This is a genomic window from Sulfuriferula nivalis (genome assembly GCF_009937995.1).
Classification (GTDB): Bacteria; Pseudomonadota; Gammaproteobacteria; order Burkholderiales; family Sulfuriferulaceae; genus Sulfuriferula; species Sulfuriferula nivalis.
In genome coordinates, this window is sequence record NZ_AP021881.1 from 842883 (window position 1) to 864967 (window position 22085).

21 protein-coding genes are annotated in these 22085 nt (G+C 47.9%); 13 read left to right on the top strand and 8 right to left on the bottom strand.

Going from position 1 to position 22085, the window contains the following annotated elements:
- Positions 1-24 precede the first annotated feature (24 nt).
- Positions 25-462 carry a pilin gene (locus SFSGTM_RS04490; protein WP_162084129.1) on the bottom strand — a complete coding sequence of 146 codons (438 nt, stop codon included), beginning with the start codon at positions 460-462 and terminating at the stop codon, positions 25-27.
- Between the two features lie 321 nt (positions 463-783).
- Here SFSGTM_RS04490 and SFSGTM_RS04495 point away from each other — a divergent pair, with 321 nt between their 5' ends.
- The gene (locus SFSGTM_RS04495) at positions 784-2358 is read left to right on the top strand and encodes a peptide chain release factor 3 (protein WP_162084130.1); all 1575 of its coding nucleotides are present in this window, start codon (positions 784-786) and stop codon (positions 2356-2358) included.
- A gap of 67 nt (positions 2359-2425) precedes the next feature.
- Here SFSGTM_RS04495 and SFSGTM_RS04500 read toward each other — a convergent pair whose 3' ends face one another.
- Positions 2426-3025 (bottom strand): peroxiredoxin, encoded by a 600-nt coding sequence (locus SFSGTM_RS04500; protein WP_162084131.1) that lies wholly within the window; start codon positions 3023-3025, stop codon positions 2426-2428.
- 94 nt (positions 3026-3119) lie between these two features.
- Between SFSGTM_RS04500 and SFSGTM_RS04505 the strand changes: the two genes are divergently transcribed.
- The 11 genes from SFSGTM_RS04505 (at position 3120) to SFSGTM_RS04555 (ending at position 15463) form a co-directional block, all read left to right on the top strand.
- Positions 3120-4136, top strand: coding sequence for an AI-2E family transporter (locus SFSGTM_RS04505; RefSeq protein WP_174237394.1), 1017 nt, complete (start codon positions 3120-3122; stop codon positions 4134-4136).
- 59 nt (positions 4137-4195) lie between these two features.
- Positions 4196-5851 (top strand): ArnT family glycosyltransferase, encoded by a 1656-nt coding sequence (locus SFSGTM_RS04510; RefSeq protein ID WP_232526043.1) that lies wholly within the window; start codon positions 4196-4198, stop codon positions 5849-5851.
- Complete coding sequence (locus SFSGTM_RS04515) at positions 5848-6219, top strand: SMR family transporter (RefSeq protein WP_162084133.1); 372 nt, start codon at positions 5848-5850, stop codon at positions 6217-6219. Before SFSGTM_RS04510 ends, SFSGTM_RS04515 begins: the two co-directional genes overlap by 4 nt.
- Complete coding sequence (locus SFSGTM_RS04520; RefSeq protein ID WP_162084134.1) at positions 6219-7343, top strand: DegT/DnrJ/EryC1/StrS family aminotransferase; 1125 nt, start codon at positions 6219-6221, stop codon at positions 7341-7343. The genes SFSGTM_RS04515 and SFSGTM_RS04520 overlap by 1 nt, the downstream gene beginning before the upstream one ends.
- Positions 7340-8281, top strand: a complete 942-nt coding sequence (locus SFSGTM_RS04525) for a glycosyltransferase (protein WP_162084135.1) — start codon at positions 7340-7342, stop codon at positions 8279-8281. The genes SFSGTM_RS04520 and SFSGTM_RS04525 overlap by 4 nt, the downstream gene beginning before the upstream one ends.
- 54 nt (positions 8282-8335) lie before the next feature.
- Complete coding sequence (locus SFSGTM_RS04530) at positions 8336-9652, top strand: YjgN family protein (RefSeq protein ID WP_162084136.1); 1317 nt, start codon at positions 8336-8338, stop codon at positions 9650-9652.
- Positions 9653-9667: 15 nt separating this feature from the next.
- Positions 9668-10816, top strand: coding sequence for a M48 family metallopeptidase (locus tag SFSGTM_RS04535; RefSeq protein ID WP_162084137.1), 1149 nt, complete (start codon positions 9668-9670; stop codon positions 10814-10816).
- A gap of 36 nt (positions 10817-10852) precedes the next feature.
- Positions 10853-11809, top strand: coding sequence for a formyltransferase (locus SFSGTM_RS04540; protein ID WP_232526044.1), 957 nt, complete (start codon positions 10853-10855; stop codon positions 11807-11809).
- A 27-nt stretch (positions 11810-11836) separates the two neighbouring features.
- A complete protein-coding gene (locus tag SFSGTM_RS04545) occupies positions 11837-12880 on the top strand; it encodes a bifunctional UDP-4-keto-pentose/UDP-xylose synthase (RefSeq protein ID WP_162084138.1) in 1044 nt (347 codons plus the stop codon).
- Between the two features lie 66 nt (positions 12881-12946).
- Positions 12947-13843: a polysaccharide deacetylase family protein gene (locus tag SFSGTM_RS04550; protein WP_162084139.1), complete on the top strand. Its 897-nt coding sequence runs from the start codon at positions 12947-12949 to the stop codon at positions 13841-13843.
- Positions 13844-15463 carry an ArnT family glycosyltransferase gene (locus SFSGTM_RS04555; protein WP_162084140.1) on the top strand — a complete coding sequence of 540 codons (1620 nt, stop codon included), beginning with the start codon at positions 13844-13846 and terminating at the stop codon, positions 15461-15463.
- On the opposite strand, the gene SFSGTM_RS04560 is transcribed toward SFSGTM_RS04555, so the two are convergent.
- Positions 15460-16374: a LysR family transcriptional regulator gene (locus SFSGTM_RS04560; protein ID WP_162084141.1), complete on the bottom strand. Its 915-nt coding sequence runs from the start codon at positions 16372-16374 to the stop codon at positions 15460-15462. The two genes, SFSGTM_RS04555 and SFSGTM_RS04560, sit on opposite strands and share 4 nt — an antisense overlap.
- Before the next feature lie 130 nt (positions 16375-16504).
- On the opposite strand from SFSGTM_RS04560, the gene dsrE2 reads away from it, so the two are divergent.
- Positions 16505-17125 carry a sulfur carrier protein DsrE2 gene (gene dsrE2 / locus SFSGTM_RS04565; RefSeq protein ID WP_162084142.1) on the top strand — a complete coding sequence of 207 codons (621 nt, stop codon included), beginning with the start codon at positions 16505-16507 and terminating at the stop codon, positions 17123-17125.
- A 112-nt stretch (positions 17126-17237) separates the two neighbouring features.
- Here dsrE2 and prmB read toward each other — a convergent pair whose 3' ends face one another.
- The 5 genes from prmB to SFSGTM_RS04590 form a co-directional block, all read right to left on the bottom strand.
- Complete coding sequence (prmB, locus tag SFSGTM_RS04570; RefSeq protein ID WP_162084143.1) at positions 17238-18146, bottom strand: 50S ribosomal protein L3 N(5)-glutamine methyltransferase; 909 nt, start codon at positions 18144-18146, stop codon at positions 17238-17240.
- Entirely contained in the window at positions 18143-19273 is a 1131-nt protein-coding gene (dapE, locus tag SFSGTM_RS04575; RefSeq protein ID WP_162084144.1) for a succinyl-diaminopimelate desuccinylase, read from the bottom strand. The genes prmB and dapE overlap by 4 nt, the downstream gene beginning before the upstream one ends.
- Position 19274: 1 nt before the next feature.
- Complete coding sequence (locus SFSGTM_RS04580) at positions 19275-19643, bottom strand: ArsC family reductase (protein WP_162084145.1); 369 nt, start codon at positions 19641-19643, stop codon at positions 19275-19277.
- The gene (gene fur / locus SFSGTM_RS04585; RefSeq protein ID WP_162084146.1) at positions 19619-20050 is read right to left on the bottom strand and encodes a ferric iron uptake transcriptional regulator; all 432 of its coding nucleotides are present in this window, start codon (positions 20048-20050) and stop codon (positions 19619-19621) included. Before fur ends, SFSGTM_RS04580 begins: the two co-directional genes overlap by 25 nt.
- Positions 20051-20184: 134 nt before the next feature.
- Positions 20185-22065 carry a potassium transporter Kup gene (locus tag SFSGTM_RS04590; protein WP_162086206.1) on the bottom strand — a complete coding sequence of 627 codons (1881 nt, stop codon included), beginning with the start codon at positions 22063-22065 and terminating at the stop codon, positions 20185-20187.
- Positions 22066-22085: the final 20 nt, after the last annotated feature.

Below are 22085 nucleotides of genomic sequence, written 5' to 3' on the forward strand. Positions count from 1 at the left end.
TTTTAGTTTCAAAGTTGAATATTATTATTTGCAAATGCTAGCTGTTAGACAAGTACTTGTAGGATCAGTAGCCCATGTAATAGGTGATGCATCCGTTGTGGCAGTAGCTGCAGTATAAGAAGGGTTTAGAATGTAAGTTTCACCCGCAAGACCACCAGTTAAAGTGGCAGTAGCTTTGATTATGCCATTTGTAGTAGTAAGCGAAGCTAGGTATTTAGTTGCTGTTGTAATATTTTGCGGAACACCATTGCTACCGCCTGAACAGCCTGTCAATGTGTTCAAATCATTTGCACACATTTCAACACCAGTTTTAGCTGCAGCAGTTGCTTGAACAACTTCAGTAAATTTAGCTTTTTTCGTGTAGTTATTGTATGACGGAATCGCGATTGCAGCCAAAATACCGATAATCGCAACAACAATCATCAATTCGATCAAGGTAAAACCTTTTTGCATTTTGTTCATGGTGTTTCTCCTAAGTATGTAGTTGAATTTTACAAAACGTCAATAGAGCCGTTTGCAAACTAATATGCAATCGCTGTGCCAATTTCAATTTGCTGTAATTTTTTTTATAAATTATATATAAATCATATAATTAAATTAAACATTCTGTTTTTGGTTAAAGTGCTGTGGTATGTTGCTGGTTGGTTTAAGTGAGCGCAACATGGCGGGATGTGACGTTTTGCGTCAGTTTGCCTTGATGAGGGATGCTGGCTAATTTTTTCAGTCTGTTCCTTGTCTGCAATAAGATATAATTGCGCCTTTGCTGTTATCTCAATTTGCACCATGTCCATAGAATCCGAAATTCACCGTCGTCGCACTTTTGCGATTATTTCTCACCCTGATGCGGGTAAAACTACGCTGACTGAAAAACTGCTCTGGTTTGGTGGCGCGATACAGGTGGCGGGTGAAGTGCGGGCGCGTAAGGCTAGCCGTCACGCGACTTCGGACTGGATGGAGCTGGAGAAGCAGCGCGGAATTTCGGTGACGTCATCGGTGATGCAGTTCCCTTACCGCGACCATATTATCAATCTGCTGGACACGCCGGGGCACGAGGATTTCTCTGAAGATACCTATAGAACGCTGACTGCGGTTGACTCTGCGATCATGGTGATTGATTCAGTCAATGGTGTGGAGGCACAGACGATCAAGTTGCTGAATGTCTGCCGCATGCGTGATACGCCTATTATTACCTTCATCAACAAGCTAGACCGTGAGGGTCGTGAGCCTATTGAATTACTGGACGAAATCGAATCGGTGCTGGGTATGCAATGCGCGCCGATGACTTGGCCTATTGGCATGGGTAAGCGTTTCCGCGGCGTGTATCATTTGTATAACGACACCGTGCTGGTATTCGATCCGCAAGCGGACAAAGGCACCAGCGAAATCATACAGGGGCTGGATAATCCGCGATTGAATGAATTTATCGGCAAGGAACAGGCGGATGAGTTGCGTGTAGATATCGAACTGGTACGCGGTGCATCGCATACGTTTGATTCGGCGGCTTATCTGGCAGGTAAACAGACGCCAGTGTTATTTGGTTCTGCGGTTAATAACTTCGGTGTGCAAATGATGCTGGATGCAGTGGTTGATTTGTCGCCCGAACCTTTGGCGCGTGTAACGGAGAGTCGTCTGGTAGCACCTGCCGAAGCGAAATTCTCGGGTTTTGTATTCAAGATACAAGCCAATATGGATCCTAAACACCGTGACCGTATCGCGTTTCTGCGGGTATGTTCCGGGCGTTTTGATCGGGGAATGAAGATCAAGCAGATTTCGTCAGGTAAATTTATGGCGGTCAATAACGCCATTACCTTTATGGCGCAAGACCGTAATACTGCGGATGAAGCCTATGCAGGTGACATCATCGGGATTCCTAACCATGGCACGATACGTCTGGGCGACACATTCACCGAAAACGAAAACCTGAAATTTACCGGCATACCTTCATTTGCACCGGAGTTCTTCCGCAAAGCGCGAATTAAAAACCCGCTGAAAATGAAACAACTGCAAAAAGGTTTGCAACAGCTGGCCGAAGAAGGTGCAACCCAGCTATTCCGTCCGATTTCATCAAATGATTTGATATTGGGTGCGGTGGGTACGTTGCAGTTTGACGTAGTTGCACATCGTTTGCAGTTTGAATACGGCGTCGATGTGCTGTTTGAAGGTTGTGAGTTTGCTACGGCACGCTGGTTGCGTGGCTCTGAGCCTGATCTAAAACAGCTAGTTGATAAGTATGGTTTCAACGTCGCACTGGATGGCGCAGACCAATATGTTTATCTTGCACCTAATCGAGTGAATTTGAGTATGACGCAGGAACGTTTCCCTGATGTGAAATTCCTGGAGACGCGTGAGGTTTATTGATCTGATGCGGACGTAAAAAAAGCACGATGCGTATTAAGGCATCGTGCTTTTTTTGGCTGTAAATTAATTACAGTTTGTCAGCGTTTTCAGCCAGATATTTCGCTACGCCTTCAGTTGATGCACCCATACCTGCATCGCCTTTTTTCCAGCCAGCTGGGCAGACTTCGCCATGCTCTTCGGTGAATTGCAGTGCGTCGATCACGCGCAGCATTTCATCAATGTTGCGGCCTAGTGGCAAGTCGTTCACCACTTGATGACGCACAACACCACTACGGTCGATCAGGAATGAACCGCGCAATGCCACGCCGCCGTCCAGTTCTACGTCGTAGGCTTTAGCGATTTCGTGTTTGATGTCTGCTACTAATGTGTATTTAACTTGACCAATACCGCCGTTGTTGATTGGGGTGTTTTTCCATGCCAGGTGGGTGAATTGTGAATCAATCGATATACCCAGCACTTCAACGCCACGCGCAGAAAATTCAGCCAGACGGTGATCAAAAGCGATCAATTCTGATGGGCATACGAAAGTGAAGTCGAGTGGGTAGAAGAAGATGACCGCGTATTTGCCTTTGGTAAATTCAGAAAAAGTGATGTCTTTAATTTCGTTATTGCCCATTACTGCAGTTGCGGTAAAGTCAGGTGCTTGCTTACAAACTAAAACAGCCATGTGTATCTCCTAAAAAGTTAAGTTCAAATGGGGGTGACTACTGCTAGAATCTATCTATTGCTGCCTTGCTTGTCAATTGCCAAATGGAATGTTGATGGATAATTTAAATAAACGCCCTACAACGACAGAAATTGTTGCCTGGGTATGTTCTGCTGTACTGCTGATTTTTATATTGATTTTCCATTTACTACCCGCATTACTGGCTGGTTTGCTGGTATTCGAGTTGGTCCACATTATTTCTCCGCATGTAGCAAAACATCTGCCTGGGCAGCGGTCAAAATTCATTGCCTTGGGTTTGTTGGCATTTACGATTATCAGTTTGCTGACTTTGGCGGGTATCGGCCTGGTGACTTTTCTACGTTCGGATGCTGCCGGACTGACATTGCTATTTGATAAGATGGCAGAAATCATCGAAGGCTCGCGGGAAATGTCTCCTGCATGGTTGCTGAGTTATTTACCAGCTGATGCGGAGACGCTGCGCGTGTCAGTTACGGCCTGGTTACGTACCCATGCTGCCGAACTGCAGTTGGCGGGTAAAGAAATTGCACGACTTGCTGCACATATATTAGTGGGTATGATCATTGGTGGCATTTTGGCGGTGCGTGATATGGTGCCAACTCATAAATATAAACCACTGGCTCGTGCCATGGCAGAGCGGGCAGTACGGCTTAGTACGGCTTTCAGGCGTATCGTTTTTGCGCAAGTGCGTATTGCGAGTATTAATGCTGTTTTTACTGCCATTTATCTGGTGATTGTCTTGCCGGTGATGGGTGTGCATTTGCCGCTGACCAAAACCATGATCGCCATTACTTTTGTGGTGGGCTTGATTCCTGTGATCGGTAATCTGATGTCGAATACAGTCATCGTAATAGTCAGCCTTAGTCAATCCATCGATATTGCAATAGGCTCGTTGGTGTTTCTAATCCTGATTCATAAGCTGGAGTATTTTCTTAATGCGCGCATAGTCGGCAGTCAAATTCATGCGCGTGCCTGGGAGTTGTTGCTGGCGATGTTGCTGATGGAGTCGATATTCGGCATCGTCGGCGTGATTGCCGCACCGATATATTATGCCTATATCAAGGATGAATTGAGCGCGCGTGGTTGGGTGTGACCGTGTTGACTTGCATACTTTGCTATAATCCAGAATTCATTTAATTTGGTTTTCTCGTTTTGAATACTCAATCTGCCTTACCCAAATTCTTACTGTGGCTGATGTTGGCGCTCACCGCAGTGTTGTGGTTCGCCACACTTGATCACAACACGTTGGTTCGTCCTGACGAGGGGCGCTATGCTGAAATTCCACGTGAAATGGTAGCGACGGGGGATTGGACTACGCCACGCCTGAATGACCTCAAGTATTTTGAAAAGCCTGCACTGCAATACTGGGCGACGGCAACTGCTTATACCCTGTTTGGCGAACATCATTGGACTGCGCGTCTGTGGGCCGCGTTGACGGGATTTCTAGGTCTGTTGCTGGCGTATTACACAGGCATGCGTCTGTATGGGCAGCGCGCAGGCTATATGGCCGCGATGGTGCTGGCGAGCAGTTTCCTGTATTTCGCTATTGGCCATATTAATATCCTCGACATGGGTGTGAGTTTTTTCATGAACCTGAGTCTGGCGGCAATCTTGCTGGCGCAACGGCCACAAGCGACATCGACGGAAAATCGCTGGTGGATGTATGTGTGCTGGGTGGGGATGGGTTTGTCGATGTTGAGCAAGGGTTTAATCGGCGTAGCGATTCCTGGTGCGGTATTGATAATCTACACGCTGATACAGCGTGACTGGGCATTGTGGTCACGTTTGCATATTGTTGCTGGCTTGTTAATTTTCTCAGCGATTACGCTGCCCTGGTTTGTGCTGGTGTCGCAGGCCAACCCTGAATTTCTCTGGTTTTTCTTTATCCATGAGCACGTGTTGCGCTATTTAACGCCTATCGCTGGCCGTGTGCATCCCTGGTATACGTTTATTCCCGTGGTCATCGTTGGCATATTGCCCTGGCTGATGCCTATGCTGTCTGCATTGAAACATGGCTGGACTCGCAATGTGGCAGACAGTAAGGCATTTCAGGCCAATCGTATGCTGATAGTGTGGATAGTATTTATTTTTGTGTTTTTTTCTACTTCACATTCCAAACTAGTGCCTTATATCGTGCCGATATTTCCTGCTTTAGCTTTGTTGATGGGTGAACAAATCAGCAAAATGTCGGGCAAGGTATTCGCATGGCAAACCAGTGTGATGATACCGATTTCTATCGCAGTATGGTTTGCCGCACCGATGGCGTTGAAAGGGGCGAGCAGTGAAGTGCCTGCAGTGCTATTTGCGAATTTTGTACCCTGGATACAGGCAGCTGCCGCATGTTGGTTACTGGGCAGTATTATCGCTATCATGCTGGCTCGTCGTGAAAAGATAGTAAGCGCGGTGACAGTGTTGAGTGTTGCTGGTTTGCTCATGGGGCAGGCGATTTATCTGGGCTATAACGCACTCTCACCCGCGAGTGGCGCTTATGCTATTGCCCAGCAAGTTAAACCCTACCTTAAACCGGGTGTGCCGTTTTACAGTGTGGCGATGTATGAGCAAACTTTGCCGCCATATTTAGACCGTACCATGACGCTAGTGGCACATCCTGATGAAATGGAATTTGGCATAGCGCAAGAACCGAACAAATGGATAGCGGAAATTGCCACGTTCAAACAGGTCTGGCGCAAGCAGCCTTATGCGCTGGCGGTGATGTCGCCTGTGACTTATCAACAATTTAAAGATGAAGGATTACCCATGCGTGAAATAGCACGTGATACACGACGCGTAGTGGTGGTGACACCATGAGCGCGATTAGCTGGTTATTGATATTGTCAGGCGTGATGATTAATGCTGTCGCGCAATTGTTGCTTAAAGCTGGCACCAACAGCATAGGTACATTTGCTTACAGTGCCGAGAATATTTTGCCTATAGGCTGGAAGTTGGCGACAGAGCCCCATATTATCGGCGGGCTTGCCTGCTATGTGATTAGCGTAGTGATTTGGATTATGGCGTTATCACGCGTTGAGGTCAGCGTAGCGTATCCGATGTTGTCATTTGGCTATATTGTTAATGCGCTGGCGGCCTGGTGGCTGTTTGGCGAAGCGGTAAGCATAGAGCGCATGGCGGGCATTGCTGTGATTATTTTTGGCGTATTTTTGATTACGAGAAGTTAATGGAATTTATCCCTTTTACCCGCCCCACTATAGACGAGGCGACTATTGCGGCGGTGAGTGATGTGTTGCGTTCAGGCTGGCTGACTAGTGGTCCGAAAGTGCAAGCGTTTGAAGCGCAATTATCAGCCATGATGGACGGACGTACAGTACGCAGTCTGAATTCGGGCACGGCGGCACTGGAAATTGCGCTGGATTTGATAGGCATCCAGGCCGGTGATGAAATCATTACCACGCCGCTGTCCTGGGTAGCGACGGCCAATGTTATCGTGCTGGCGGGTGCCAAGCCAGTTTTTGTCGATATTGACCCTGTTACTCGCAATATTGATCTGGCTCAAATCAGCGCTGCCATCACGCCACGCACGCGTGCAATTATTGCGGTGGATCTGGCGGGTTTGCCAGTTGACAGGGATGCGCTCTACGCTCTTGCCCAACAACATCAATTGCGCGTGATCGAAGACGCCGCTCAATCGTTTGGTGCCAGCTGGAATGGTCGCGCAATTGGCAGTTTTGGTGATCTGGTGTGCTTTAGTTTTCATGCCAATAAGAATTTAACCACTGGCGAAGGAGGCTGTCTGGTATTGCCAGATCCAGCGCTCGCACCGCTCTGTGAAAAACTGCGGTTGCAAGGGGTGGTTCGCGCTGCTGATGGCACGATGGAAGTCGATGTGGCTGGGGGGAAATTTAATCTCACCGATATTGCTGCTGTGATTGGTCTGGGTCAATTGCCGCACTTAACCGAGTTCACCGAGAGTCGGCGTGCGTTAGCACGACATTATTTCGAGAAGTTTGATCGTGCGCTCGGTTGTGAGCTGCCTGTAGCTGATTTGGCTAATAGCAACTGGCACATGTTCCAGGTAGTTCTGCCGTTGGACAACATGAGTATTAGCCGTGGCGAATTTATTGCGCGCATGAAAGCGCAGGGTATCGCCATTGGTGTGCATTATCCACCTATCCACTTGTTCCAGCTGTATCGCGGCTTGGGTTACCAGGCGGGACAGTTCCCGCATGCCGAACATGTGGGCGCGGGTATTGTCACGCTGCCTTTATTCCCGACCATGACCACTGCTGATGTGGATCGTGTATGTGCCAGTATTAGCACTGTTTTAACCGAGGTATTATCTTGAGCAATCCACAATTATCTGTCGTCATCCCTGTTTATAACGAAGAACTGGGTTTGCAAGTGCTGTTTGATCGTCTTTATCCTGCACTGGATGCGCTCAACACAAGTTATGAAGTTATCTTTATTAACGACGGTAGTCGTGACCGTTCTGCTGCGATTTTGCGTGAGCAATATGGTCGTCGCCCTGACGTTACCCGCGTGATATTGCTGGCGGGTAATTTTGGTCAGCACATGGCGATATTGTCTGGATTTGAGCATTGCCGAGGTGAGCGCATCGTGACGCTGGATGCGGATTTGCAAAACCCGCCAGAAGAAATACGCAAATTACTGTCCAAAATGGATGAGGGTTACGATTATGTTGGCGGTGTGCGCCAGCAACGTCAAGATGTGTCCTGGCGCAGGCACGCGTCTTGGGCGATGAATCGTTTGCGCGAACGCATTACTCACGTGGTGATGTCAGATCAGGGCTGCATGTTACGCGCGTACAGTCGTGACATTATTCATGCCATCAATCACAGCAAGGAAGTTAATACTTTCATTCCAGCGTTAGCCTACACTTATGCGCGTCATCCAGGGGAAGTGGAAGTCGCGCATGAAGAACGTGCTGCGGGTGAATCCAAATATTCTTTGTATCAGCTGATACGTTTGAACTTTGATCTGGTCACGGGCTTCTCGTTGGTGCCCTTGCAAATGTTCTCGTTGATAGGCGTGGGTCTGTCGATATTGTCAGCGTTTTTTGTGGTTTATCTGGCTTTGCGTCGCATCTTTATCGGTCCTGAAGTAGATGGCGTGTTCACGCTGTTTGCTATTCTGTTTTTTCTGATGGGTGTAATGCTGTTCGGTATCGGTTTGCTGGGTGAATACGTGGGGCGTATTTATCAGCAAGTACGACAACGTCCGCGTTATTTGATACAAACGATATTGGGGAATGACGAAGTATGAGGTAGTGTGGCATAGTGTTAAAAAATATATAAAAATCATAGAGGGGAGCAACTGATGTCGAATGAAAAGTACGATGTACTGCTTGAAGGCGTGGCAGAAGGGCGGGATGCAGTTCAGGTTAAATCCGCATTTGCGCAGTTGTTTAAACTGGATGTCGATAAGGTTGAGCGGATATTCCAGGCTAAACAGGTAGTGTTGAAGGCTGGGGTGGATCTGGATACCGCAGTCAAATATATTGCCCGTCTGGCGAGTATTGGTGTGATTGTGAGTAAACGTGAGGCCAAAGCCGCATCAACTATTCCAGTTGCGACTCAGCCGCCCGCTATGATATTTACCAGCGCAGGTAGAAAAAATGAGGGAGTGCATCGCACTCCCTTTAAATTTACCGGTAAGGGTTTTGAGTATTTCAAAATCTGGATAGTTAATATCCTGTTGAATATTGTGACGCTTGGAATATATTCGGCCTGGGCCAAGGTGCGTAACAAACAGTATTTTTATGGCAATACCTTGCTGGATGGTGTCAGCTTTGAATATACGGCATCGCCATTAAAAATACTGAAAGGTCGTATTATCGCGGTTGTGTTTTATATTGCTTATTCGGTTGCTGTAAAACTTTCGCCTGTCGTGGCCGCGATTATGGGTTTGTCATTGTTTCTGTTAATTCCTTGGGTAGTGGTTAATTCATTAAGGTTTAACGCACGCCATTCCAGTTATCGTAATATTAATTTCCGATTTGCCGGCAGTATCGGTGGAGCAGTCAAGGCCTTTATTGGCTGGCCGCTGTTGGGATTATTGTCGTTAGGCTTGTTGCTGCCGTTTTCATGGAAAAAACAGACCAGCTATATAACGTCCAATCATTTATATGGTGGTTCACCGTTCACCTTTGATGTGAGTGTCAAAGCTTATTACAAGTTGCTGCTGATATTGATAGGCGGGGTGCTATTGTTTGGCGGGACGGTGGTGATTTACTTCAAAATGGCATCAGGTCTGATCATAGGTAAACCTTCACCGACTATTATGATTCCAGCTGCAATTGCGTATGTCGCGTTTTATTTGTCGGTGGGCGCGTACTATATGGTGTCTAAAACGAATATTCATTACAACAATACGCAACTGGCACCACATCGGTTTGAGTCTAACTGGAAGACGGGTTCTTATGCCATGCTGTTGCTTACAAATACGCTTGGTATATTGTTGACTCTGGGTTTGTTTATCCCTTTTGCGAAGGTGCGCACGGCTGCTTATAAGGCTGCTCATACAACCTTGGTAGTGACGGGTGACTTGGCTGGTTTCGTTGCGGTTGAACAGGAGATGTCAGGTTCACTTGGTGAGGGTGTGCATGACATTTTTGATATTGATATTGGTCTCTGATTTGTGCATACAGTAATGACAGTATTGCAGGGCTACTGGTTTGATGGCAAAACATCGGCGCGAGTTGCGGCTGAATTACGTGTCGATAATGCAGCGTTGTGTACTGTTATTAATATGGCTGATGGCAGCTTGCTGCATCAACAACCTGTTGCTGAGATCAAAATATCTTCACGCCTGGGCAATACATCTCGTTTCATCTATTTCTCGGCGGGTGAGAAATTTGAAACGCAGGATAATGCACAGGTAGATGTTTTACTAAAGCTGCATAAACCTTCGCGTTTTAACACGCTGGCGCATCAGCTCGAATCGCATAGTTACTTTGTAATGCTGACGCTGATTATCGTGGTCAGTCTGTCCTGGGCAGGGGTGAAATATGGTTTGCCTGCTGCCAGCAAGGCAATAGCCTATCAATTGCCAGCTAGCATCATGAATACCGCCGCAACGCAAACACTGGCATTACTAGATAAAACGCATTTGGCACCGACGCAGCTTGATAAAGCGACGCAGGCGCGCATACTCAAACATTTTCAGCCTGCATTGCAAGAGAATGCGGCGTTGCATGCGCGTGTGTATTTTCGTGCAGGCGGTGATATTGGTCCCAATGCATTTGCACTGCCTGATGGCAGTATCGTATTTACCGATGAAATGGTTAAACTTGCGCACAATGATGATGAGCTGGTTGCAGTATTGGCGCATGAGCTTGGCCATGTGAAATATCGTCATGGATTGCGTGCAGCGATACAAGGTTCGTCATTAAGCTTTTTTGTATCGATGCTGACAGGTGATTTGTCAGCGGTATCCAGCGCGTTGGCGGCCTTGCCTGTGTTTTTGACCACGATGTCATATTCTCGCGATTTTGAGCGCGAAGCGGATCAGAACGCATTAGAATATCTGGATGCACATCACATCGATCGTCATGTGTTTATTGATTTGATGGAACGTGTCACTTACGAAACGCACTGTGATGCATTATTGGCTGAAGATCGTGGGGTTCGTGTTTCGACCGACCTGAGTGTGCTTACCAAAGAACAGCTGGCAGCAAGAAAACTGCAGTGTGATGTGTTAATAGCCAAACATAGCCATGATAAATCGGTAGTCATGGATTATTTTGCCTCGCACCCGGCTACCGAAGAACGCTTGCAAAAATTCAGGCAAAATCACTGATCAAAATTCATAATAAATAATTTGTATGAGAGTTTAATGATGACTGCAACACCCTTGAATACCAAGTCAACTACGCGCGCTGTCGTTTTTGCCTATCATGATGTAGGCGTACGCTGTTTATCTGTCTTGCTGGATGCGGGCGTTGATGTTGCGCTGGTGGTGACACATGAGGACGCCGCAGGGGACTTAATCTGGTTTGATAGTGTGGCTGAACTGGCTGCGCGCCACGGCATCCCAACGATTACACCTGATGACCCGAATACGGATGCTGTCGTCGCGCAAATTGCTGCGCTTGCACCTGATTTCTTCTTTTCGTTTTACTACAAGCTGATGCTTAAAGCGCCGCTGCTGGAAATTCCCAGACGTGGTGCGTTGAATATGCATGGTTCGTTATTGCCATATTATCGCGGGCGTGTGCCGGTGAACTGGGCGATTATTCATGGTGAAACGCAAACGGGAGCGACTTTGCACTATATGACGGTGAAGCCGGATGCTGGGCATATCGTTGATCAAACCGCTGTGCCTATTTTGCAGGATGATACTGCGGGCGATGTATTCCGCAAGGTGACGTGTGCAGCCGAAATTACCTTGCATCGTGCATTGCCGCAACTTATCAATGGCACAGCTGCATCGCGGTCACAGGATTTATCATTGGGTGGATATTTTGGCGGTCGTCGTCCTGAACATGGTCGTATAGACTGGTCTTTGTCAGCAACACAGATACATAATCTGATACGTGCAGTGGCACCACCTTATCCCGGTACTTATACCACGCTGGATGGTAAGGAATTACGTTTGTTACGTAGTCGTGTGGTTAATCAACAAGTAAACAACCATGCCAAGTCTGTGTTTTTTTGCGATAATAGCGGCTGTTATGTGCATTGTGCAGGTGGTGGAACGTTGCAATTGTTCGCGCTGGAATATGCGGGCAAGCCTGTTCTGCCATCGGAATATTTAACGATATTTGGCACAAGTCAGCACACTTTAGATTAGATTCAATAACTTAACCAAGAGACTTTCATGAAAAAAATCCTCATTTTAGGTGTAAACGGTTTCATCGGTCATCATTTGTCCAAGCGCATTTTGGCAACCACAGACTGGGAAGTCTATGGCATGGACATGATGAAAGATAAAGTGACCGAATTTATGGATCACCCCCGTTTTCACTTTTTTGAGGGTGATATCACCATCAACAAAGAATGGATAGAGTATCACGTCAAAAAATGTGACGTGATTATCCCATTGGTTGCGATTGCTACGCCTTCAACCTACGTCAGCGATCCATTGCGCGTGTTTGAACTGGACTTTGAGGCTAATTTGCCTATCGTGCGTCAATGCGTGAAATACCATAAACGTTTGTTGTTCCCGTCGACTTCTGAAGTTTACGGCATGTGCCATGATGAGCAATTCGATCCTGAGAATTCAGAATTAGTGTTAGGCCCTATCAACAAGCCGCGCTGGATTTACTCTTGCTCCAAACAATTGATGGACCGCGTTATCTGGGCGTATGGCATGAAAGGTGAACTCGATTTCACCCTGTTCCGTCCGTTCAACTGGATAGGCCCAGGCTTGGACAGTATTTACACCACTAAAGAAGGTAGCTCACGCGTAATCAGCCAGTTCCTCGGTCATATCGTACGCGGTGAGAACATCAAACTGGTCGATGGTGGTGCGCAGAAACGTGCTTTCACCGATATCAATGATGGTATCAGTGCAATGATGAAAATAATCGATAACAAGGATGGCGTTGCATCAGGTCAAATTTACAATATTGGCAACCCGACCAACAATCATTCTATTCGTGAATTAGCGACGATGATGCTGGAGTTGGCGAAAAAATATCCTGAGTACAGTACCAGTGCCGCTAATGTGAATATCGTTGAAACTACCTCCGATGCCTATTATGGTAAAGGTTATCAGGACGTGCAGAACCGCGTGCCTAAAATCGACAATACCATGAAGGACTTGGACTGGAAGCCTGAGTACACCATGGCGCAAGCTTTGGAGCACGTATTTGAAGCTTATCGTGATCAAGTCGGCGCTGCTCGTGCGTTGATGGATTAAAAATTGTTCTACAGTACGGATAATGATTTATCCGTACTGCTCTCTTCCTCAGTTTCATCATAATCTATGCGCCTAATTGCCCTTAAAATCGACGTCGATACTTACCGTGGCACGCGTGAAGGTGTTCCTCAACTCGTCAATATGCTGCTGCAACATCAGGCTGGCGCAACTTTCCTATTTAGTCTCGGGCCAGACCACACGGGTCGCGCTGTACGTCGTGCCTTACGCCCAGGATTTATGAAAAAAGTTTCACGTACTTCGGTGCTGGAACATTACGGTCTCAAAACCTTGCTGTACGGCACGCTGTTGCCCGGCCCACATATCGGTCGGAAATGCGCACCTATCATGCGTGACGTTGCTGCTGCGGGCTTTGAAACTGGCATTCATACATATGACCACGTCAAATGGCAAGATAACGTAGCCAGCCAAACGCCAGCGTGGACGCAAGCGGAGATGGGCAAGGCTTATCAACAATATGTTGCGGTTTTCGGTCATCCTCCAAGCACGCATTGTGCGGCAGGCTGGCAGATGAATGACAGTGCTTATTTGCAGGAACAAACGTGGGGCATGCAATATTGTTCAGATGCTCGTGGCACACACCCATTTATTCCCGTGCTTGCAAATGGCGCAACCAGTTGCGTGCAATTGCCAACGACTTTGCCCACGCTGGATGAAATTATCGGCACAGATGGCATAGATACGCATAACGTCGCACAGGCGATTTTGGACATGACTGCCAGCGAGAATGAATATGGACATGTTTACACCTTGCATGCAGAGCTTGAAGGGCAGAAGCTTGCTCCTGTATTTGATGAGCTGCTCAGTGGCTGGAAACAGCAGGGTTACCAGTTAGTCAGTCTGGCTGATTATTATGCTGCACTCGATATTGCTCAACTTCCCAAACAGCGTGTGATCCAGGGTGAGATTCCCGGTCGTTCGGGTACGCTTGCACTGCAGGCTTAAATGCGTATTCCCTTGCCGTTCGTCATCGCGCTTGCAGCTGTCTATGTGCTGTTCGGCTTAATCGGCCATGATCCGTGGAAGCAGGACGAAACCTACATTTTCGGCATGGTCTACCACATGCTGCAAACGGGTGACTGGGTGTTGCCGCAAAATGCAGGCGAGCCATTTCTGGAAAAGCCACCGCTGTTTGATTGGGTAGCGGCAGGTCTGGCATTCATGCTGCAAAAATGGCTGCCGTTACATGATGGCGCACGCTTGGCATCCGGATTATTTACAGCATTGACCCTATGGTTCACCGCACTCGCCAGTCGTCAGTGGTGGGGTGTTGGTAATGGTCGTTATGCGGTATTAGCACTTATCGCCAGCTTTGGTCTGCTGTTCGAGAGTCACATCATGATTACCGATGTGCCTATGCTTACAGGTTTTGCCATTGCCAGTTATGGTTTCGCTCTCAGTCTCAGTCGTCCACGTTGGGCAGGATGGTGGTTGGGGGTAGGTACAGGAGTGGGATTCCTGTCTAAAGGTCTGCTCGTACCCGGAGCGATAGGCGTAATAGCGCTGCTATTGCCTGTGCTCTTTAGTAATTGGCGACGGCGTGAATATTTACACACCTTGATCATTGGTTGCATCGTGGCCCTGCCTTGGCTGCTGATCTGGCCTGTTGCACTGTATTTGCGCTCACCCGAGCAATTTTATGTGTGGTTCTGGCTTAACAATGTAGGACGTTTCCTCGGTTTTTCCGTGCCGCAGCTGGGCGCTGGTAACACCCGCTGGTTCTGGGCGAAGACTTTACCCTGGTTCGCTTTCCCCGTGCTGCCACTTGCATTGATCAGTTTATGGCGACAACGTCATCAGTTACATCAAAGTGCGCCGTTGCAATTTGGTCTCGTCGGTTTCATCGTTTATCTGGTAGTCATGCAAGTCTCCGCATCAGCCCGCACCGCGTATGGCTTGCCTATGCTGGTCAGCCTCACGTTGCTCGCAATCCCCGCGATAACTACGCTACCTGCCCAGCTTAATCGTTACACTGATTATTTCGCGCGTTTGCTATTTACACCGTTAGCACTGATTAGCTGGTATGTCTGGTTAATGATGGTGTTTGCCGGCCACCCCCCAGCGTGGCATGCGCTTACCAAGGGCTTGCCGATGGATTACGTCATGCCTGTTCATCCCTATGCTATCGGCATGGCGATAGCAGCGACAGTCATTTACTTTGTCAGCTGGTACTGGTTGCCACGTCTGCTCAGTCGCGCTGTCATGAGTTTAGCGTTAGGGATAACGTTGTTCTGGGTGTTGTTCAGCATGCTATGGATGCCGTGGGTAGATAACGCTAAAAGTTATCGCAGTGTGTATATTGCCATGCAGCCGCATATACCCGTACAACACGGCTGCATTGCCAGCCAGGGGTTAGGTGAGTCAACGCGACCGATGCTGGAGTATTATCTGGGTATACTCACACAGCGTCTTGAGCTAAATCCTCAGGCGCAGTGTAATGTCCTGATCATCGATGGTTGGCCAGCACAGAAACCTTCGCTTTCTTCTGAGTGGCAATTGCTATGGCAGGGCGCACGCCCGGGTGATGATGAGGAAATGTTTTGGTTGTATGCGAAACGTGTTTAGGGAAAATCCCAATAAGGTGTATCGCCAAAAGATTCGCAAAGCAGATCAATAAACGCTCTCACTTTCCGTGATAAGTATCGTCTGCTTGGGTATACGGCCTGTATATTGTATGAAGGATGGGTATATTCTGGGAGTAATACTTGTAAAGTTCCTGCTTCGATGTCTTTCCATACATCCCACAAGGGTCGCAATGCGATACCTGCATCAGCATAGATAGCAGCTCTTAATGCATCACAATTATTTGTTTCAAAATTGCCAGTCATTTTGATACTGTGTATTTTCCTATTTACATCAATGAATTGCCATTGATCTAAAGGTGCTGGGTTAGCAAATAGCAGCGCATTGTGATTAATCAGGTCATCAGGTGTTTTGGGATTGCCGAATTTCTTAAGATAAGAATGTGTCGCAACAACTTTGCGTCGATCTATGCCGAGATGTCTGGCCACCAAATTGGAATCTTTCATATCGCCAATTCGGACTGCGACATCATATCCCTCTTCAATAATATCAACTTTAGCGTCGGATAAATGTAGAGATAAACGCAGCTCTGGGTAGCGTTTGAGAAACTCAGGAACTAGGGGTGCAATATGCAAACGTCCGAATGCAGCTGGAACGGTGACGCGTAAGGTTCCTTTAGGCTGGCTATGCCCACTCGTTATTAGCGTTTCAGCTTCATCAAGCTCGGCCAGTACCCGCACACAATAGTCGTGATAACGACTGCCTTCCTCTGTTATGCACAGTTTTCTTGTCGAGCGACTAAGTAGTCGAACACCTAATTGCTCCTCTAAACGTTGTAACCGCTTGCTGACTACAGCACTGGAGAAGCCAAGTTCTCGTCCTGCTGCGGACAAACTCCCGGCTTTCACAACAGCGACAAAAACAACCAGATCATTGATGTTCTCAACCAGCATATTATTAACGAAATGAAGAAAGTGAATCAATTATATAAGTAATTATCAACTTAACGCGAATAGTAGATGATGATGACTCTGCCAGTCAGGATTTGGTTTTGGCGAAATTTAATAGGAAGGTGCATATTTTATGAACAGAACATCATTAGCGATCGTGAATGAAACTGATCAGTTTGAACGAGAAAGGTTCAACCTGTGGTTTAAAGAAGAGTTTGAAAAGGAAACAAATATACGTGCGGAAACGAAAGCCAATACCATGGCACTGATTGCAACTAAAGGCACATTGGATTGGGCATACCCACCCTTTATCCTGGCATCTACTGCATCAGCACTTGGCTGGGAAGTGTCTATCTTTTTTAGTTTCTATGGCTTGGAGTTATTGAAGAAGGATTTGCAGTTAGGTGTATCGCCCCTGGGGAACCCAGCTATGCCCATGAAAATGCCTATAGGGCCAGAATGGTTTCGTGGAATTGACTGGAAAATTCCTAATGCAATAAAAGGCAATGTCCCAGGATTTGAGTTAATGGCCAAATCGATGTTTAACAGTAACCTAAAACAGAAAGGTGTTGCTAGTATTGAAGAGCTACGTTCTGCCTGTATTGAAGCCGAGGTGAAAATGGTTGCATGTCAGATGACGGTAGATTTATTTGGATACGACAAGTCGGATTTTGTGCCAGAAGTATCTGAATGGGTCGGGGCAGCAAGTTTTCTTCCATTGGCAGCTAAAGCGGATGTTTGTTTATATATTTGATGAGACTTTAGACGGTGGCTCGACATTGATAAAGGCTGAATCGCTAGCTTGGCGATCTCTCGAAGGAGGACGATGAGGGTTTGCTACACCCTCATCCCACAGATTATGCAACCTACAATGCGCCTAGCTGTTCCTTGCTCAATATAAATACAAACTCATCACTACCATCTGTTTCCAGCCAGGTGAATGGCAGGTTGGGATAGGCGGCTTCAAGCTCTTCGCGGTTGTGGCCAATTTCGGCGATGAGCAGGCCTTTGGGGTAGAGATGGGTTGCGGCGTGTTGCAGGATGGTGCGGATGTGATCCAGTCCATCTTCGCCGCTGGCTAATGCTAATACAGGTTCCGCCTGATATTCAGCAGGAAGCTCGTCCATGCTGGGGGCGTTGACGTATGGTGGGTTGGTGATGATGACGTCGTATTGCTGACCCTCTAATGTGCTGTATAAATCTGATTGCACCAGGCGAATTTGTTCTTCCAGTCCGTAATCACTGACGTTACGTTTTGCGACTTCCAGCGCATCGGTGGAGATGTCTGCGGCGTCGATGTCGGCGTTAGGAAATGCTTCAGCCATAAGTATCGCCAGGCAACCTGAGCCCGTGCATAAATCCAGTGCGCTGGTTACACAGTCGGCGTCAGCTACCCATGGTTCCAGACGTTCGCGTAGCAGGTTGGCGATGAATGAGCGTGGAATCAGCACGCGTTCATCGACGTAAAAGCTGTATTCACCCAGCCAGGCCTCGTGCGTGAGGTAGGCGGCGGGGGTGCGCTTGTTTACGCGCTGGTCAAACACATTGAGTATGTCTTCACGTTCGACTTCGGTGAGGCAGGCATCTAAAAATGGTTCCAGCTGGTCTATCGGCAAGTGCAGGGTATGCAATATCAGATAGGCGGCTTCGTCCAGCGCGTTTGTGGTGCCGTGGCCAAAATGCAGTCCAGCTTCATTCATGCGGCTGATGCCGAAACGCAGCCAGTCGCGTACGGTAATGAGGGCATCGGTATCGAGGAAGTAGTTAGTCTTCATTTGGCGAGTATGTGTTCCAGTGTGGTTTGGTAAATGGCACGTAGCGGGTCTAAATCGGCGACAGCGACGTGTTCGTTGAGTTTGTGGATGCTGGCGTTGATCGGGCCAAATTCGACCACCTGTTCGGCGATGTCGGCGATAAAACGTCCGTCAGATGTGCCACCTGTGGTGGACAGTTCGGTATCCAGACCTGTCACTGTTTTAATCGCAGCACCGATGGCAGCGACCAGGCTGCCGCGTGGTGTCAGGTAGGGTTTGCCTGAGTTTTCCCAATCCAGATCGTATTCCAGACCGTGCTTGTCGAGTATGGCGTGAACGCGTGATTTCAAGTCTTCTTTGGTGCTGGCGGTGGAGTGGCGGAAGTTGAATTTGATTTCTACTGTGCCGGGCACGACGTTGGTCGCGCCTGTGCCGCCGTGTATATTGGAGATTTGCCAGCTGGTTGGCGGAAAGTACTCATTGCCTTCATCCCATACTGTTGCGGCTAGTTCGGCGATTGCCGGTGCGGCCTGATGGATAGGGTTACGTACCAAGTGCGGGTAAGCGATATGACCCTGGATGCCTTTCACGGTGAGCTTGCCGGACAGTGAGCCGCGTCTGCCGTTTTTGATCGTGTCGCCTAGTTGTGAGACGCAAGTCGGTTCACCGACGATACAGCAATCTATTTTTTCACCACGTGCAGCGAGTGCTTCTACAACTTTGATAGTGCCGTCGGTAGCTACACCTTCTTCATCGGAAGTGATGAGCAATGCGATGGAACCCTTGTGGTCAGGGTGTTGGACGACAAAGCCTTCGATAGAAGTAACAAAGGCAGCCAGCGAGGCTTTCATGTCCGCAGCGCCACGCCCGTACAACTGACCGTCACGGATAGTCGGGGTGAAAGGGTCAGATACCCATTTATCAATTGGGCCAGTTGGTACTACGTCGGTGTGGCCTGCGAAACATAGTAAAGGTGCAGTCGTGCCGCGCCGTGCCCACAGATTGGTCACACCATTGGAATTGATGTATTCAAATTTAAAACCGAGCGGGGCGAGGCGGTCTTGCATCAGGGTTTGGCAACCCGCGTCGTCTGGTGTGCTGGATTGGCGAATGATGAGATCTTGGGTGAGTTTGAGTGTGTCGTTCATATTATTTGGCTAATTGAGAATATTCGGTTTCGTTAAATCCTACCAGCAGAGTGGTGCCTGACATCAGTACGGGACGTTTAATACTGCTGGTTTTGCTGTGCATTAAGTCAATTGCACTGGCAGCATCAATAACACTGGCTTTGGTCTCCTCATCCAGCTGGCGCCAGGTTGTACCTTGCCGGTTCAGCAGCTTTTCCCAACCCGCCTGTTGTGCCCAAGCGCTCAGTTGTTCGATGCTGGCTCCCGTTTTTTTGAAGTCATGGAACTGGTAAGCAATTTGGTGCTGCTCCAGCCAGACGCGAGCTTTTTTTACAGTGGTGCAGTTAGGAATGCCATAGAGTTGAATTATTTGGTTTTGCGATGTGGGCATGGATTTTTATTGCAATCTACATATAAATGAAGGGAGTGCTCGTGGATGGTAAATCCGCGTTCGGCAGCGATGTTTTTTTGGCGACGTTCGATTTCTTCATCGAAGAATTCTTCAACCAGACCGCACTGCATACAAACCAGATGGTCGTGGTGCTCTTCGGCATTGAGTTCGTATACGGCTTTGTCACTGTCGAAATGATGGCGCAGTAATAAGCCAGCTTGTTCAAACTGAGTAAGTACGCGATAAACAGTAGCCAGCCCAATGTCGATTTCTTCGGCAATCAGCATGCGATAGATGTCTTCGGCAGTCAGGTGGCGTTTAGCACTATTTTCAAATAGCTCCAGCACTTTTAAACGAGGCAGTGTCGCTTTTAAGCCTATATTCTTTAAATCAGAGGGTGCGCTCATATGGGGCGTGTTGCTGGTAAATGATACCCACTATCATAGAGGCTTTATCTGATTTTGCAAACACTCGTTACCTGACGAAGTTTCATTGACGATGTGATGACGGGCTGAAATGGTTAATTCAGCCCGTTTACTGATTATAAAACGACTTGAGTCCCCATTTCGACTACGCAATTTGGTGGAATATTGAAAAATGTCACTGCGCTGCTGGCATTGCGATACATGGTTACAAACAGTTTTTCTCGCCACAAGGGCATGGCAGTCCCTGTTTTTGGTATCAGGGTCTCACGTCCAAGGAAATAGGAGGTTTCCATAGGATCCAGTATCAGTCCAAACTGATGCGTCATAGCAATTGCCTTGGGGATATCCGGTTCATCCTTAAAGCCGAAATTGATGATGACTCGATAAAAATTATTCGATAAGGCTTCGAATTCCAGCCGTTCTTCATTTGCAACATAGGGAATGTCGAGCATGTTTACCGACAGGATGACGACGTGTTCATGCAATACCTTGTTGTGTTTTAAATTGTGCAGCAGCGCGTGTGGCACATCATTGGGGTTGGCAGTCAAGAAGATTGCGCTACCGGCTACCCGAGTCACTGAGTCTGGTTGTATGGCGGCAATGAATGGAACCAGTGTTAATGCATTTTGCTGCATGCGATCACGCAATAATTGTCTTCCGCGTTTCCATGTGGTCATTAACAAAAATACACCGGAAGCAAACGCCAGTGGGAACCAGCCGCCTTCTTCTATTTTGATGATGTTTGCACTAAAAAAAGCCAGGTCTACGGAGAGCAGGGCGGCAATCAGTAATCCACCCTTGATCCAGCCCCATCCCCAGATTTTGCGCACGACGATAAAGGCGAGGATGGAGGTGATCGCCATCGTTCCCGTGACGGCTATGCCATAAGCGGAACCCAGATTGCTGGAGCTGTGAAAACCTATAACCAGCGCGACTACAGCAATGAATAGCGCCCAGTTGATACCTGGCAGATAAATCTGCCCATACTCTTGCTCCGACGTCTGCTGCGTGCTCATGCGTGGGGCATAGCCTAACTGCATGGCTTGGCGGGTGATGGAAAATGCACCCGAAATGACGGCTTGTGATGCGATGACAGTTGCAACGGTTGCCAGCATGATGAGCGGATAGAGTGCCCAATTCGGGGCAAGCAGATAAAAAGGATTTTCTATGGCTTTGGGTGTGTGTATCAATAATGCGCCCTGACCAAAATAATTAAGCAACAAGGCCGGGAGCACGAGGATAAACCATGCCAGTTGTACCGGACGTCTGCCAAAGTGACCCATGTCAGCATAGAGCGTTTCTGCCCCAGTTACTGCCAGTACTACACCACCAAGGGCGAGAAAACCTATCCATGGGGAATTGATGAGAAACCTGATGCCGTGTAGAGGATTCAGCGCATTCATGACTGACACTTCGCTCAGGATGTTAATTACGCCCAATGAAGCGAGAGTACCAAACCAGATCAGCATGACAGGACCAAATAATGCACCTACGCTGGCAGTGCCTCGGCGCTGAAACATAAATAATCCGAACAGCACTGCAATAGTGACAGGAATGATGTAGTTATGCAGTGCGGGACTGGCAACTTGTAGCCCTTCGACAGCAGACAGCACGGAGATGGCTGGCGTGATAACACCATCGCCGTAAAATAGCGCTGCGCCAAATATACCTAATAGCATGATGGTATTGCGCTGCTTGCTGTTCTTGTCGAGATGCTGCAAAGCCAGTGCCAGTAGCGCCATGATACCGCCTTCACCTCGGTTATCTGCACGCATGATGAAAACGACATATTTGAACGAAACGACGATCATAAGTGACCAGAAAATTAAGGACAGGATGCCAAGTATATTTTCCGGGTTTAGCGGCACGGGGGCTAATCCACCTGTAAAGATTGTACTTAATGTATAAAGCGGACTGGTGCCAATGTCGCCATAAACGACACCTAGTGCGGCGAGCGCGAGCGGTGCGATTTTTTTGGGATGTTGCATGTTTTCCATCATGAGTTTCCTCTGAGTTG

Excerpts from the sequence above, each read along its gene's own strand:
- SFSGTM_RS04490 (WP_162084129.1), bottom strand. The coding sequence starts at position 462 with ATGAACAAAATGCAAAAAGGTTTTACCTTGATCGAATTGATGATTGTT.
- SFSGTM_RS04495 (WP_162084130.1), top strand. The coding sequence starts at position 784 with ATGTCCATAGAATCCGAAATTCACCGTCGTCGCACTTTTGCGATTATT.
- SFSGTM_RS04500 (WP_162084131.1), bottom strand. The coding sequence starts at position 3,025 with ATGGCTGTTTTAGTTTGTAAGCAAGCACCTGACTTTACCGCAACTGCA.
- SFSGTM_RS04505 (WP_174237394.1), top strand. The coding sequence starts at position 3,120 with ATGGATAATTTAAATAAACGCCCTACAACGACAGAAATTGTTGCCTGG.
- SFSGTM_RS04515 (WP_162084133.1), top strand. The coding sequence starts at position 5,848 with ATGAGCGCGATTAGCTGGTTATTGATATTGTCAGGCGTGATGATTAAT.
- SFSGTM_RS04520 (WP_162084134.1), top strand. The coding sequence starts at position 6,219 with ATGGAATTTATCCCTTTTACCCGCCCCACTATAGACGAGGCGACTATT.
- SFSGTM_RS04530 (WP_162084136.1), top strand. The coding sequence starts at position 8,336 with ATGTCGAATGAAAAGTACGATGTACTGCTTGAAGGCGTGGCAGAAGGG.
- SFSGTM_RS04535 (WP_162084137.1), top strand. The coding sequence starts at position 9,668 with ATGACAGTATTGCAGGGCTACTGGTTTGATGGCAAAACATCGGCGCGA.
- SFSGTM_RS04540 (WP_232526044.1), top strand. The coding sequence starts at position 10,853 with ATGATGACTGCAACACCCTTGAATACCAAGTCAACTACGCGCGCTGTC.
- SFSGTM_RS04545 (WP_162084138.1), top strand. The coding sequence starts at position 11,837 with ATGAAAAAAATCCTCATTTTAGGTGTAAACGGTTTCATCGGTCATCAT.
- SFSGTM_RS04550 (WP_162084139.1), top strand. The coding sequence starts at position 12,947 with ATGCGCCTAATTGCCCTTAAAATCGACGTCGATACTTACCGTGGCACG.
- SFSGTM_RS04555 (WP_162084140.1), top strand. The coding sequence starts at position 13,844 with ATGCGTATTCCCTTGCCGTTCGTCATCGCGCTTGCAGCTGTCTATGTG.
- SFSGTM_RS04560 (WP_162084141.1), bottom strand. The coding sequence starts at position 16,374 with ATGCTGGTTGAGAACATCAATGATCTGGTTGTTTTTGTCGCTGTTGTG.
- dsrE2 (WP_162084142.1), top strand. The coding sequence starts at position 16,505 with ATGAACAGAACATCATTAGCGATCGTGAATGAAACTGATCAGTTTGAA.
- prmB (WP_162084143.1), bottom strand. The coding sequence starts at position 18,146 with ATGAAGACTAACTACTTCCTCGATACCGATGCCCTCATTACCGTACGC.
- dapE (WP_162084144.1), bottom strand. The coding sequence starts at position 19,273 with ATGAACGACACACTCAAACTCACCCAAGATCTCATCATTCGCCAATCC.
- SFSGTM_RS04580 (WP_162084145.1), bottom strand. The coding sequence starts at position 19,643 with ATGCCCACATCGCAAAACCAAATAATTCAACTCTATGGCATTCCTAAC.
- fur (WP_162084146.1), bottom strand. The coding sequence starts at position 20,050 with ATGAGCGCACCCTCTGATTTAAAGAATATAGGCTTAAAAGCGACACTG.
- SFSGTM_RS04590 (WP_162086206.1), bottom strand. The coding sequence starts at position 22,065 with ATGGAAAACATGCAACATCCCAAAAAAATCGCACCGCTCGCGCTCGCC.